Origin of the sequence: Nostoc sp., assembly GCF_036917775.1 — a bacterium.
Lineage (GTDB): Bacteria > Cyanobacteriota > Cyanobacteriia > Cyanobacteriales > Nostocaceae > Nostoc.
The window spans coordinates 85,029-97,788 of sequence record NZ_JBALEQ010000161.1 but is presented as its reverse complement, the minus strand read 5'-3'; the positions used below and the strand labels follow the sequence as shown (position 1 = coordinate 97,788).

Below are 12,760 nucleotides of genomic sequence, written 5' to 3'. Positions count from 1 at the left end.
CAAGCTGAAGTTGTGACTTTTCAGATTATTTCCCAAATATTTTTTTATTTATGTCCGATTACTTACATTATGGAAATAATTTATCTCTGGAATGCGGCTCTAGAGCTAAAAATTTCGGTTTAAACAGCGCCAAGTAAGCTTAAACCTATATCAACGCTTTAACAGAACTTCTCAGAGGCGATCGCATCTGCAATTTTAGTATTCCCAATATCTGTCATTTTTCAACAGACAGCACAAAAAGTAAAGAGTTATGAATTTATAACTCCTAACCTTTAACTCCCTCAAACAGGACTGACTTTAGCTCTGTAAAGCAGCTTCTCACCTTGAAGATAGCCAGTGTAGCGCACCTTGACTATTTCTCCAGGTAATGAAGTTCCCTCCATCAGTTGGTGTAGTTGGGGATTATAAGGTAATTCTGCTCCCACTGGTGCGATCGCTTCCACTCCCCACGCCTGTAAAAGCTTTTCCAGAGGTTTTTGCACTAATGGCACTATTTTTACTGCTGCTAGCTGTGGATTCTCTTGGGCTTTCTGTGCTGCTGTTGGCCATTGCAATAATAAAGGCTCCAGCAGTTGTAAAGTTGACTGCTGGAGTTCTTGTAGTAATATCTCTTGCTGCTGTTCTAGTTGAAGCTGCGATCGCTGATACTCTTTTCTTAAATCTGTAATCTCTTGTAACAATTCCTGATTGGGCGCTGCTTTCTCTTGTAATAACTCTACGGATGAAAAAGTTGCGATTAATTCATTCAATGACATCTGTAGCACTGGTGACAGCTTCAGCAGCACATCTACCCGCATCTGCTCTAGCTTTCCTTGGCGTAACCGCAAAAGTTGCCGTTCTGAAACACCAGCAGCTCGACTTAGCGCTTTAAAACTAGAAATACCCACCTGTTGCATTAAATCTTGCAACAGGTGGGTATTGGGCATTGGGCATTGGGTATTGGGCATCCCTTCGGCTCCGCTCAGGGCAAGTGGGCATTGGGCATTGGGTATTGGGGATTGGGAATTAAGTTTTTTTTCAATTCCCAATGCCCTATTCCCTATTCCCTAATTCCTATTCTTCCAGTAAACTTCTCAACATCCAAGCGGTTTTTTCGTGTACTTGCATCCGTTGAGTTAATAAATCGGCAGTAGGCTCGTCGTTAACTTCCTCTATCACGGGGAAAATAGACCGTGCAGTTCTGACTACGGCTTCTTGTCCTTCCACTAATAAGCGGATCATCTCAACAGCTTTCGGAACCCCAGGAGTTTCTGGAATTGAACTCAGTTTGGCATATTCGCTATAGGTTCCCGGTGCGGGATAGCCAAGCGCTCTAATTCTCTCAGCTATTAAATCAACTGCTAAAGCTAATTCTGTATACTGGGTTTCAAACATCAAATGCAACGTTTGGAACATCGGCCCCGTTACATTCCAATGGAAGTTATGAGTTTTCAGATAAAGTGTATAAGTGTCAGCTAACAGACGAGATAAACCCTCGGCAATTTTAGCCCTACTCGCCTCGTCAATGCCGATATTTACATTTTTGACTGTTACTTTTGATGACATAATTTTCTCCTAATTAGGTTATATGTAATTGGGGATTGGGAATTGGGAATTGGGCATCCCTTCTCTGCGAGACCTACGCGAACGGCTCCGCTCAGGGCAAGTGAGAATTGGGAATTGGGCATTAGTCAGCAGTTAGCAATTATTATTCTCCCCTCTCCCCCTGCTCCCCTGCTCCCCCTGCCTCCCTATCTCATTCTCTATGCCAAGTGCATCTTTAAAACGCTACGGGGTGCTTTACGAACTCTGGCTAAAACGGTTTCTTTGCCTAAACGCTGGCAAGCTTCATACCGATGGCAACCAGAAAAGCCATAATATTGTCCATCTACTTCTAGGACATCAATAGGTTCTTGCTGCCCAATCTCCGCAATCGATTCCATTAAGGCTTGCACTTTATTTGGATCGTTTGCACGGGGCAATGGCCGTTTTATCTGATTTAATGGAATTTCTTGGACTCTAACCATAAGGAGTTTATCCAACTAGTTCTGTTTTCTGTCTCTAAATAAATCATAGTCGTTATGACTTCGTTTTGCAACCTATACTTGGGGCAAAACTGGTAATGGTATCATTGGAGCGCTCATGCGACAAAAAGACCGCACTGCAAAGCAATTGGAAAATAAGCTCCAACGCCGCATTAGGGGGCAAAAGAAGCTCAATATGCTGCGTGTAGCTTGCTTCCCTATAGGGGTACGCTATCAGGTAGCCATGAAATTTTTGTTTTGGCGTTTTTCCCACACTGTGCTGACGACATTTTGTCTATTGGGACTGACTGCTGCATCAGGCCCTGAGAGTAACATCCAGGATATAGAACTGAAAATTGGGATTGTGCAGCGATTTGGTTCACAACCCACAGTCAAACTGCAACTGGAACCCACAAAAGGCGATCGCTTAAAGCTAAAATTTCAAGTGGGCAACAAGCAGCAAATCCTGGTGACAAAGAATCCTGTAAAGCTGGAAACAGTTATGCAAGCTTTACCCCAGCCAGCAGTGGAAGAAATGGTAGTCTTAGGCACATACCGCACTTTTGAAACTGCCGAAGATAGTGCTAACAAATGGCGTTCTCAGAGAATAGAAGTGGAAATCGCCCAGCCAGAACGCTGGCAGGTTTGGGCTAAACGAGATGTTTATAGCACTCCTTTATTGCGACGCTTACTATTGCAGAACATCCAAGCTTCTACTAAAGATAAAGTATATCTTGATACTAAAGTTTTAAAACAAGTGCCGCAAGTTAGTTGGGTGGTGGATGGTAAACGCTATAGCCCAGATGATTTGGAAATCAGTACTGATAAAAACTTAATTCGGGTCAATAAAAGCGAAAAGCCAGAAAATGCTCGTCTTTATTCTGGACAGATGAATTTGCAGCCAAATGCTTACGGCACATACACTTTAGTTAACCAAGTCCCTCTAGAAACTTATTTACGTGGGGTTGTCCCTTACGAAATAGGAACGGATGCACCGAAAGCAGCGCTAGAAGCCCAAGCAATTCTCGCCCGGACTTATGCTTTAAGAAATTTACGCAGGTTTGCCGCAGATAACTATCAGTTGTGTGCCGATACTCACTGCCAAGTTTATTATGGGCTAAATGGAGCTGCGGCTAAAACAGACCAAGCGATCGCCTCCACTAGGGGTAAGGTAGTAACTTATAAAAACGAACTAGTAGATGCCCTGTATTCTTCTACCACAGGTGGTGTTACTGCTTCCTTCAGCGATATCTGGAATGGCGATGATCGCCCCTATTTGCGCCCTGTACTAGATGCTGCAACTAATTTTTGGAACTTGTCTAAGCAGAGTTTGGCAGATGAAAAGAACTTCCAGAAATTTATTAATATCCAACAGGGATTTAATGAGAGCAAATGGGATGCTTTTCGTTGGCGCAGGGAAACCCGTTTAGAAGATATTATCAAGGACTTGCAGAAATTTTTGCAGGTAAAAAACAGTCCTCATGCCAAATTTAAGACAATTCAGGCTATGGCAGTGGTGAAGCGAAGCGAGAGTGGACGCATCTTGGAACTCGCGGTTAAAACTGATCAAAGCACCTTTATTCTCCACAAAGACGAAGTTCGAAGCGCCTTTGCTGCTCCTACAAGTACGTTTTTTTACTTAGAACCTCTGAATAAAGGCAAACCAGAACTGTGGGGATACGCTTTTATTGGTGGTGGATTAGGACATGGAGTTGGCTTGAGTCAAACTGGCGCTCAAAATCTAGCAAAACTAGGTTGGTCAAGTCCAAAAATTCTCCAATTTTATTATCCTGGTACTCAGATTCAAGTTCTCAACAAAGAGATTAAATTCTAAGCTAATCGCTTTTTACAGCAGTTCGCTTTTTGAGTGAGGTACAAAATACAGGACTCAAAATTAGATAGAAAAAGTTTCTACCTCTTACCTCCTGCCTCTATATTGAGGTAGGCATAAGGAGTCAACAAAAGGCAAAATTGCTGAGGTAGAACTCCATACTAAAAAAATTAAGCAGGAACACTAAATTTACTGTGTTCCTGCCCAACATGAAATCAGTCTTTTTTTCAAAGTGGCTTTAAGAGACACACACAAATTGATGCTTAGTCTTGCAACATTAAGACGTTGGACGAGCGCTCAGTCAAGATGTTGAATAACTATAATCACCAATAGAAATAGGTATTTGGCTATTTAGTTTGCTCTTAATAAAGTTCTTCTTCTTTGTGAGTTTCGATTGTGACATTAGAAGTTGGGTAAGCAACACAGGTCAGTACATATCCAGCTTCTATTTGATCGTCATCTAAGAATGATTGATCGCCTTGATCAACAGTACCTGATACGAGTTTACCTGCACAGGTAGAGCAAGCACCAGCACGACAAGAGTAGGGCAGGTCAATACCAGCTTCTTCAGCTGCGTCTAGAATATAGGTATCGTCCTCAACATCCAGTGTTGTATTCAGCCCTTCAGCCTCGTTGACTAGTGTCACTTTATAAGTTGCCATTGAGTAATCCTCTCTTTTATGAACGGCAGTATAAGTTATCTTAAGGCAAAGGTCGCGGCTGTTCTTGAGAATTAGCCGCTAGTTTATATTTGCTTCAATTCTGATACTACGAGAAAAATCAAACTATGTAACTCGAAATTGAACCCGATTAGTAATGAAATTTAGTTGCTTAATCCCGATAAGTTTTATTTATGTATTTACTGCCCTAGTTGAGCTGTGATAATAAAAAACTATGTTCTAGCTAAGAAAACATGATTAAATTTGATGTTATTTAAATTTGCAGCAAGGTTTTATATCCATACGCTCGGACTTTTGTCAAGACAATCAAGAAACTAAGGAAGTTTGAAATCAAGAAACTTCCTGCAACAACTCGGAAAATTTAAAGACTAATAAAAACCGATTTTTAAGCAGGTTACATAATGGGTTTGTGCCAAGTTTTTATGTAGCAGGATCATGTATAATTCAGGAGCAGCTTTGGAAAAAGCAAGAGTGCGTGTAGGTTTGGTAGGTACTGGGTATGCGGCAAAGTTCCGGGCTGAAGCATTGCTCAATGATGAACGATCGCAGTTGATCGCGGTTGTTGGTCATACCGCAGAAAAAACAGAAGCCTTTGTCAGAGAGTACCAGATTAAAGCATTAAGTTCTTGGCAAGAGCTAGTAGAGCGTGAAGACGTAGACCTAGTAGTGGTTTGCACTGTTAATCGAGATCATGGTGCGATCGCTCGTGCAGCACTTACAAATGGCAAACACGTAATTATAGAGTATCCCCTTTCGTTGGATGTAGTCGAAGCAGACGAACTGATTGCCCTAGCCAAAGCACAAAAAAAACTCTTGCACGTAGAACACCTAGAACTTTTGGGTGGTTTGCATCAAGCTTTGAAGCAAAACGTAGCCAAAGTTGGTGAAGTGTTTTATGCTCGGTACAGCACCATCAATCCCCAAAATCCTGCACCCCGTAAATGGACTTATAACCACGAGTTGTTCGGTTTTCCCTTAATTGGGGCCCTGTCTCGCTTACATCGCCTCATTGATTTATTTGGTACAGTATTTACTGTTAACTGTCATCAGCGATATTGGGAAATAGAACCGGAATATTACCAAACCTGTTTTTGTACTAGTGAACTGTGCTTTAACAGTGGACTTTTAGCCCAAGTAGTGTACGGCAAAGGCGAAAGTATTTGGCAATCAGAACGGAAGTTTGAAGTTCACGGTGAAAAAGGTGGTTTAATTTTTGATGGCGACACCGGAATATTCGTACAGCCAGGGGAAACAACACCTATAGAGGTTGGCCCTCGCCGGGGTTTGTTCGCCAAAGATACGAGTATGGTGTTAGACCATCTTTTTGACGGGACTCCTTTGTATGTTACCCCAGAGCAGAGTTTGTATACCTTAAAGGTTGCTGATACTGCACAAAGAGCTGCACAGACAGGGTTAACTATGTTTATGAAAGATACTTTAGATAAAAGTTAATGAAAACTGAAATAATTGTCGTTTTATCCCAACGAGAAATAGAGAAAATGCGTCAAGCTGGGCGTTTAGCTGCTAAACTCCTTCAGCATCTCGAACCGTTTGTGAAGCCAGGGGTTAGCACTCTTGAACTAAATGATGAAGCCGAACGTTGGACGCAAGCGCATGGAGCAAAAAGCGCACCTCTTGGCTATAAGGGTTATCCCAAATCGATTTGCACCAGTGTCAATGAGGTAATTTGTCATGGCATTCCTAACGCCAAGCAAATTCTCAAAGATGGTGACATTATTAATATTGATGTAACGCCCATTGTTGAAGGGTATCACGGCGATACATCCAAGACATTTTTTGTTGGTACACCTTCGGCAAAAACCAGAAAGCTGGTAGAGGTGACAGAGGAGTGTTTGCGCCTGGGGATTGCTGAAGTTAAACCTGGGGCACGTATTGGCGATATTGGTGCAGCTATTCAAGAGTATGCTGAAGGGCAAGGCTTTTCTGTAGTGCGAGATTTTGTTGGACACGGTATCAGTAACATTTTCCACACTGCGCCGGATGTTCCTCATTATGGTACTCGCGGTAAAGGCAAGCGCCTGAGACCGGGGATGGTTTTTACTATTGAGCCAATGATTAATGAAGGTACTTACGAAGTCGAAGTTCTCAGCGACAAGTGGACTGCGGTAACGCGCGATCGCAAGCTTTCTGCTCAATGTGAGCATACCTTAGCTGTAACTGAAGATGGCGTTGAAATTCTCACCCTACCTGAAGGCGAGAATTACTGGAACCTAGATAAAACAGCTAGTTAGAATAATTAAGAGCAGCAATACCTGCTCTAGTTCTGAACCTGGAAGGAAAAATCTTGATGGTTTCAGCCACTATTAATATAAGCAATCTTAGTTCTGAGGCATTCGTTGCTGGCTATCTGGATGATGTGTGCTACGAGTTAATTGATGGAGAATTAATCGACTTAGAACCCACTGGACTTCATGAACAGGTAGCTGGGTTAATTAATCGTAAGCTTAACGTAGCAATTGATCTGCTCAACTTGCCTTGGTTTATTCCCATGAAATGCCTAATTAAGCCATTAGGTCAAAATTCAGCCTTTAGACCCGATGTTGTGATTCTCGATCAGACGGCTTTGGCAAATGAACCTTTATGGAAAACTGAGCCAGTTATTACACTAGGCAAGTCTGTAAAGTTAGTAGTAGAGGTTGTCAGTACTAATTGGCAGAATGACTATGCCCGGAAAGTGGAAGACTACGAAGCTTTGGGCATAGGGGAGTATTGGATCGCAGATTATCTAGGTCTAGGAGGCAAACGCTACATTGGCTTATCCAAAGAACCTACAATCACGATTTATCAGTTATTAGATGGAACTTATCAAGCACAACAGTTTAGAGGAACAGAACGCCTCATCTCCCAAACGTTTCCAGACCTGAATCTGACCGCAGAACAGATATTTGTTGCGGGTCGCTAGAGTTAGAGATTGAGGAAAATATAGTATTCGTTGGGAATAAACATTTACACTTTTTAAAGCTAATAAAAAACATAAGTGCAAATTTTACCACCTAAAAATCAATATTTATTAAATGATAAAGTAAAACATATATGGAGGTAAAATTATGACTCAAGCGTTGCCCAAATTACTCACCTTCAACGAATTTATTGAATGGTATCCCAATGACGCTAAACGCTATGAATTGCACAAAGGAGTAATTATTGAAATGCCACCCCCAACCGGAGCGCATGAAAAAGTTGTTGCGTTTTTGTCGCGGAAATTAACCGTGGAGTTTGATCGTCTTAATTTACCCTACGGAATTCCCAAAACTGCATTTATCCAAACTCCTTCAGCTGAATCCGCTTATTCGCCTGATGTGTTGCTGCTAAATCTTGATAATCTCGACAATGAACCGCTTTTTCAAAAACAGTCAACAGTAAGCCAAGCAGCATCAGTTCCAATAGTTATTGAAGTTGTTTCAAGCAACTGGCGAGATGATTACTACAATAAACTTAGGGATTATGAAGAAATGGGAATTCCCGAATATTGGATTGCTGATTATGCTGCATTGGGCGCAAGAAAGTTCATCGGCAATCCAAAACAACCCACTATTTTTGTATGCGAATTAGTTGATGGCGAATATCAAATGACACCTTTTCAAGGCAACACAGCGATTTTTTCACCTACATTTCCTCAATTAAATTTAACTGCACAACAGATTTTTAATGCGGCTAACTAATTTTTGATCTAGTCTTTAAACACGCAATAAATCACGTGTTTACATTAATGTTTTTGGCTTATAGCAATTTTATTTAAGTTGTGAAAATATAGATTAGGAAACGAACCGCCAAGGCGCAGAGAACGCAGAGAGAAGAAAGAGATGCTTAACTGAACTGTATTGTCTTATAACTATCTTCCCAACTTATTAGGAATACCTTCACAACCGCCAGGAATAGTAGCTCTAGTTTTTTCGCCACCCCAAGTACAACAGTAGCAACGTGCAGACTCAGACATCCGTTGCACATTACTGAAATCGGCATTTTCCACTACAGCGCCAGTTTGTTCGCCGGTTTCATAATCTGGCGGTTCAGTTCGACTGCGGGGTGATGCTTTATCTACTAAACCGTAGAATAGTCGAATGCCGTTTATGTCGGCACCAGTGAGATTAGCATTATATAAAATTGTGCGGGAGAGGTTGGCTTTTACTAAGTCACAACCGGTCAAATTAGCACGGACAAGATTAGCTTCGCTCAGATCAGTCCAACGTAAATCAGTACCAGAAAGGTCTGCTGCGGCTAGCATTACACCTAAATCGATGACACGCAAACCTTCGAGGCGGTCTTCTGCGTATCCGCCAGTCCCATCAAGAATGGCTCGACCTAATAAGCGATCGCGTTTTAGGGGTGAAAGCAACTTGGAACGTGAGAGAAAGCGGAGAATTTTCGCTTTACCACTACCATCAACGCTACTTAAAATTGCCGCAGTGCGTCCTTCAGCGATCGCTCTTTCTTGGGGCCAATCTTCTAATAATCCTTCTTCATCTAACACCAAGTCTGAAATGCCTTGGAAATAGGAATCAATTGTCTGTTGCTGGGTAATAATATTTTGCTGAACTGTGAGCAGGTTTTGCTGAATTGTCAAGTCTTTGGAAATTACATATTGTCGCCACGCTACATAAACGGCAATGATGGCGATGAGAATTTGTCCCAAAGCACCAAACCAATCTGCTAGGGTTCCAGCAATATCCCAGTTAATTTTGCGTCCTAAAACAAGTAAGCGATCGCCCACACCTGTGAACCTAATCAAGCCGATGATGGCTACTAGTAATCCTAAAAAGGCTACAAACAGAGTGCGTTCTTGGGGTGAAAACCACTCATCTAAAACTTCTTGGAACCAAGGCAATAATATCGCTAAGGATAACAGCAAAGTTATTAGCGTTCCGATAATACCAACGATCCAGTTATTGAGGATAATTCCAGTAAAGGTAATGGCGATCGCTATTAGAGTAATTAGCAATGCCCTTGGCTTAACTGTGAATTGGCTGGTAATGGGTTGCTTAAAGTCAGAACGAGCTTGTTTTAAAGCAATTGTATGTTGCGGAGATTGCAAAGACCCAATCGCCGCTAGTACTTCTGAGGTTAGGTTTTTTTCAGTTGAACTACCGTCAAAGTCATCCGGTTGCAAATCGTTTTCGGGGACTGGTTCTGGGGTTGGTAGATTAGAGGAATCGGATTCAATCGTCATGTTTTCTATTTTGCCCCTTCAATCCTGGTTATGCAGCATTCCTACCGGAGTAAATCGTTAAAAAACAGGCTGAAGATTATTCTGCTTGTGGCAATTACAACTATTGCCCTGACAGTCATTGCCAGACCTGTTGCTCACCTGACTTTAACAGCTTGGAGCGATCGCGATGACCGTCAACCCCTGCCTCCTGGCACGGTTGATGATGCCAGTCACCTGAATCAGACACAGGTGACAATTAAGCAGGTTAAAAGTCAGCCTGGAGTTACTGAGGTGCTACTACAGTCTGTACTTAGAGATGCTTTACGTCAAGGTAAGAAGGTAGCGATCGCTGGTTCCCGCCATACGATGGGTGGTCACACTCTGTATGCTAAAGGCATCTCCCTAGCGATGCTTAACTTCAACCGGATGCAATTCAATCCGGCGACTAAAATTCTCACGGTGCAATCAGGGGCTAAATGGTCTGATATTATTCCTTACCTAAATGAACGTGGCTATTCTGTCGCCGTCATGCAGTCCAATAACGATTTTTCTGTTGGCGGTACGATGAGTGCCAATGCTCATGGTTGGCAACATAATAGTCCCCCCTTTGCTAGCACGGTCGAAAGTTTCCGGTTAATGCTGGCAAGTGGCAAGGTTGTAGAGTGTTCCAGACAGAAAAACCCAGAGTTATTTTCTCTCGTTTTAGGCGGTTACGGATTATTCGGGATTATTCTTGATGTGGATTTGAGAGTAGTACCCAATGAGACCTATATAGCTGAACGGTTCGTGATTAAAAGCGAAAACTATATTGATACCTATCGGCAACGGGTAGATGGGGCAACCAATATTGGTATGGCATACGGTAGACTTTCTGTTGCACCGGAAAGCTTTTTACAAGAGGCTATTCTCACTACTTACCGCCAAGTTCCCCAAGGAACTCAGGCTATTGTCTCTTTAGAAAAACAGTCAGATTCTGGATTACCTCGGACGGTTTTTCGGGGCAGCATTGGCAGTGACTATGGCAAAAACTTGCGCTGGCAACTAGAAAAAATGGTTGGGGGAGAAGCTGGAAATCGGGTTTTGAGAAACCAGATTCTCAACCGTCCCTCTACCTTATTTGAGAATCGCCGCCAGGCAGAGACTGACATCCTGCATGAGTATTTTATTCCCCCTCAATCTCTGGAAGCTTTTTTAGAGAAGTGTCGCGTGATTATTCCTCAGTCCAAAGGGGATTTGCTCAATGTTACGGTGCGAAATGTTCACGAAGATAACGACAGTTTTCTCAGATATGCCGATGGGGAAGTTTTTGGATTGGTGATGCTTTTTCATCAGCAACGCACTCAAGAGGGGGAGGCGAAGATGGAGGTAATGACCCAGAAACTGATTGAGGCAGCCCTCGCAGTCGGTGGTAGGTATTATCTACCCTATCGTCTTCATGCTACACCTGAACAATTTCGTCGAGCTTATCCACAATCGGCTAAATTTTTCGCTCTCAAGCGCAAGTATGACCCGGATGGGGTTTTCCAGAATTATTTTTATCTGAAATACGGCAGTTAAAAGGGAATACGGTTTGGTTAAGGCTTAACGCTTTGTCAAAGTCAATTTTTTTAACGAACCGCCAAGGACGCAAAGTACGCAAAGGAAGAGAAGGAAGAAATAAGGAAGAAATTCTTATGTATTGAGTTAAAAGGGGGTATCTCTGACTAAGACATTAGTTGACTGTTTAATTCTGTCCGAAGTATTGATATATATTGTGGGGTGGGCATCTTGCCCGCTCTGATTAATCAGCGTGCAAGATATCCACCCCACAGAATTGAGTAATTTATTTGTTGGAATTCCCAGTCCTTTGCCCTCAATTAAGGTGCAAGGGCATTACCCCGAATTAGACTACCAATGGTTTTGGCAGTAATCTTCAATTGGGTGATGGGATTAGCTGGAACAACCGTTTTATACAGATAGCTATCGAATGTTAGCCGTTGTACATCGAGGTCATCACACATTTCCACAAACGCTTCGCGGGTAGCGTCGGAACGATAGAACACACTTTGCAGAATGTCCAGCACTTTGTAGGTGAGTCCGTATCTTTTATCCCAACGCTTCAGGTAAACCTTGAGGTCGCCTTCTGTAGGAATCCGGCTACCACCGTTAGAGGTTTCTACAATGGTTTCGGCACACATCCGCCCAGATTTAGCGGCAAAATAAATACCTTCACCAGAAGACTTGGTAACATAACCAGCAGCATCTCCCACCAAAGCGATGCGACCAACAACACGACGGGGACGGGGATGTTCAGGAATTGGGTGGGCTTCGACTTTGATGATTTTACCCCCTGCCAATTTTTCGGAAGCACGGGCGCGAATACCAGCTTGTAACTGTTTGATGCTGGCTTTGTTGATGTGCATTGTGCCAGTACCGACAGCTACGTGGTCATATTTGGGGAAAACCCAAGCGTAGAAATCGGTCGAAACGTCATCACCGACATACATTTCGGCGAGGTCGTTGTAATAGGCCATTTTGTCTTCGGGTAAGCGAATTCGCTCTTGGAAAGCGATCGCATAATTGTAATCCCCAGCGTCCATTTCTTTGGCAACGCGAGAATTAGCCCCATCCGCCCCAATGATTAGATCCACCTTCAGGGTTTTGGCAATTCCCTGTGATATACCTTCTGTATGGTCAACGTAATGGATGGTATAGGGATCGGTATTGTTTCCTGGTATATCAAGTTTATGAACAGTGGCATTAATTAAATTTGCACCTAATTTTGCCGCGCGATCGCGCAAAAAGCCATCTAGCACTTCCCGGCGGCACATTCCTATATATTCATCTTCATTTACCAGATTGATATCAACTTCCCGATTAGAAGGTGAAATCATTTTCATCTTCCGTACCCGGCGATCGATAATCTCTGGTGGTAAGTCAAATTCACTCACCATACATAGGGGAATTGCGCCCCCACAAGGCTTTGCATTGTCTAGCTTCCGCTCAAATAGGTAGGTTTCAATCCCAGAGGCTGCCAGTGTTTCAGCGGCAGATGAACCAGCAGGGCCTGACCCAATAACAGCAACCCGTAGTGTCAAAG

Annotated in this window: 12 protein-coding genes; 6 read left to right on the top strand and 6 right to left on the bottom strand. The window is 42.8% G+C overall.

What is annotated here, in order from left to right; all coding sequences use genetic code 11:
- Positions 1-281: 281 nt before the first annotated feature.
- The 3 genes from grpE to V7K69_RS32520 form a co-directional block, all read right to left on the bottom strand.
- Complete coding sequence (gene grpE / locus V7K69_RS32530; RefSeq protein WP_442936227.1) at positions 282-947, bottom strand: nucleotide exchange factor GrpE; 666 nt, start codon at positions 945-947, stop codon at positions 282-284.
- A gap of 106 nt (positions 948-1,053) precedes the next feature.
- On the bottom strand, positions 1,054-1,545 hold the full coding sequence (locus V7K69_RS32525; RefSeq protein ID WP_012410091.1) for a Dps family protein: 492 nt from the start codon (positions 1,543-1,545) through the stop codon (positions 1,054-1,056).
- 197 nt (positions 1,546-1,742) lie between these two features.
- Positions 1,743-2,006 (bottom strand): ParB N-terminal domain-containing protein, encoded by a 264-nt coding sequence (locus V7K69_RS32520; protein WP_012410090.1) that lies wholly within the window; start codon positions 2,004-2,006, stop codon positions 1,743-1,745.
- A 115-nt stretch (positions 2,007-2,121) separates the two neighbouring features.
- Here V7K69_RS32520 and V7K69_RS32515 point away from each other — a divergent pair, with 115 nt between their 5' ends.
- Positions 2,122-3,837, top strand: coding sequence for a SpoIID/LytB domain-containing protein (locus V7K69_RS32515; RefSeq protein WP_335042360.1), 1,716 nt, complete (start codon positions 2,122-2,124; stop codon positions 3,835-3,837).
- A gap of 359 nt (positions 3,838-4,196) precedes the next feature.
- On the opposite strand, the gene V7K69_RS32510 is transcribed toward V7K69_RS32515, so the two are convergent.
- The gene (locus tag V7K69_RS32510) at positions 4,197-4,496 is read right to left on the bottom strand and encodes a ferredoxin (RefSeq protein WP_335042358.1); all 300 of its coding nucleotides are present in this window, start codon (positions 4,494-4,496) and stop codon (positions 4,197-4,199) included.
- A 453-nt stretch (positions 4,497-4,949) separates the two neighbouring features.
- Between V7K69_RS32510 and V7K69_RS32505 the strand changes: the two genes are divergently transcribed.
- The 4 genes from V7K69_RS32505 to V7K69_RS32490 all read left to right on the top strand — a co-directional run bounded on the left by V7K69_RS32505 (position 4,950) and on the right by V7K69_RS32490 (position 8,197).
- Entirely contained in the window at positions 4,950-5,966 is a 1,017-nt protein-coding gene (locus tag V7K69_RS32505) for a Gfo/Idh/MocA family protein (RefSeq protein WP_335042356.1), read from the top strand.
- Positions 5,966-6,766 carry a type I methionyl aminopeptidase gene (gene map, locus V7K69_RS32500; protein ID WP_335042354.1) on the top strand — a complete coding sequence of 267 codons (801 nt, stop codon included), beginning with the start codon at positions 5,966-5,968 and terminating at the stop codon, positions 6,764-6,766. Before V7K69_RS32505 ends, map begins: the two co-directional genes overlap by 1 nt.
- A 56-nt stretch (positions 6,767-6,822) precedes the next feature.
- Positions 6,823-7,437 (top strand): Uma2 family endonuclease, encoded by a 615-nt coding sequence (locus V7K69_RS32495; RefSeq protein ID WP_335042352.1) that lies wholly within the window; start codon positions 6,823-6,825, stop codon positions 7,435-7,437.
- A gap of 145 nt (positions 7,438-7,582) precedes the next feature.
- Entirely contained in the window at positions 7,583-8,197 is a 615-nt protein-coding gene (locus V7K69_RS32490) for a Uma2 family endonuclease (protein ID WP_335042350.1), read from the top strand.
- A 170-nt stretch (positions 8,198-8,367) separates the two neighbouring features.
- Here the strand turns inward: V7K69_RS32490 and V7K69_RS32485 are convergent, their stop codons facing one another.
- The gene (locus V7K69_RS32485) at positions 8,368-9,702 is read right to left on the bottom strand and encodes a pentapeptide repeat-containing protein (protein ID WP_335042348.1); all 1,335 of its coding nucleotides are present in this window, start codon (positions 9,700-9,702) and stop codon (positions 8,368-8,370) included.
- 87 nt (positions 9,703-9,789) lie between these two features.
- Here V7K69_RS32485 and V7K69_RS32480 point away from each other — a divergent pair, with 87 nt between their 5' ends.
- On the top strand, positions 9,790-11,238 hold the full coding sequence (locus tag V7K69_RS32480; RefSeq protein ID WP_335042346.1) for an FAD-binding oxidoreductase: 1,449 nt from the start codon (positions 9,790-9,792) through the stop codon (positions 11,236-11,238).
- Positions 11,239-11,537: 299 nt separating this feature from the next.
- Here the strand turns inward: V7K69_RS32480 and chlP are convergent, their stop codons facing one another.
- Complete coding sequence (gene chlP / locus V7K69_RS32475) at positions 11,538-12,758, bottom strand: geranylgeranyl reductase (RefSeq protein WP_114086232.1); 1,221 nt, start codon at positions 12,756-12,758, stop codon at positions 11,538-11,540.
- Positions 12,759-12,760: the final 2 nt, after the last annotated feature.

Coding starts and splice junctions, on each gene's coding strand:
- grpE (WP_442936227.1), bottom strand. CDS start 947: ATGCCCAATACCCAATGCCCAATGCCCAATACCCACCTGTTGCAAGAT.
- V7K69_RS32525 (WP_012410091.1), bottom strand. CDS start 1,545: ATGTCATCAAAAGTAACAGTCAAAAATGTAAATATCGGCATTGACGAG.
- V7K69_RS32520 (WP_012410090.1), bottom strand. CDS start 2,006: ATGGTTAGAGTCCAAGAAATTCCATTAAATCAGATAAAACGGCCATTG.
- V7K69_RS32515 (WP_335042360.1), top strand. CDS start 2,122: ATGCGACAAAAAGACCGCACTGCAAAGCAATTGGAAAATAAGCTCCAA.
- V7K69_RS32510 (WP_335042358.1), bottom strand. CDS start 4,496: ATGGCAACTTATAAAGTGACACTAGTCAACGAGGCTGAAGGGCTGAAT.
- V7K69_RS32505 (WP_335042356.1), top strand. CDS start 4,950: ATGTATAATTCAGGAGCAGCTTTGGAAAAAGCAAGAGTGCGTGTAGGT.
- map (WP_335042354.1), top strand. CDS start 5,966: ATGAAAACTGAAATAATTGTCGTTTTATCCCAACGAGAAATAGAGAAA.
- V7K69_RS32495 (WP_335042352.1), top strand. CDS start 6,823: ATGGTTTCAGCCACTATTAATATAAGCAATCTTAGTTCTGAGGCATTC.
- V7K69_RS32490 (WP_335042350.1), top strand. CDS start 7,583: ATGACTCAAGCGTTGCCCAAATTACTCACCTTCAACGAATTTATTGAA.
- V7K69_RS32485 (WP_335042348.1), bottom strand. CDS start 9,702: ATGACGATTGAATCCGATTCCTCTAATCTACCAACCCCAGAACCAGTC.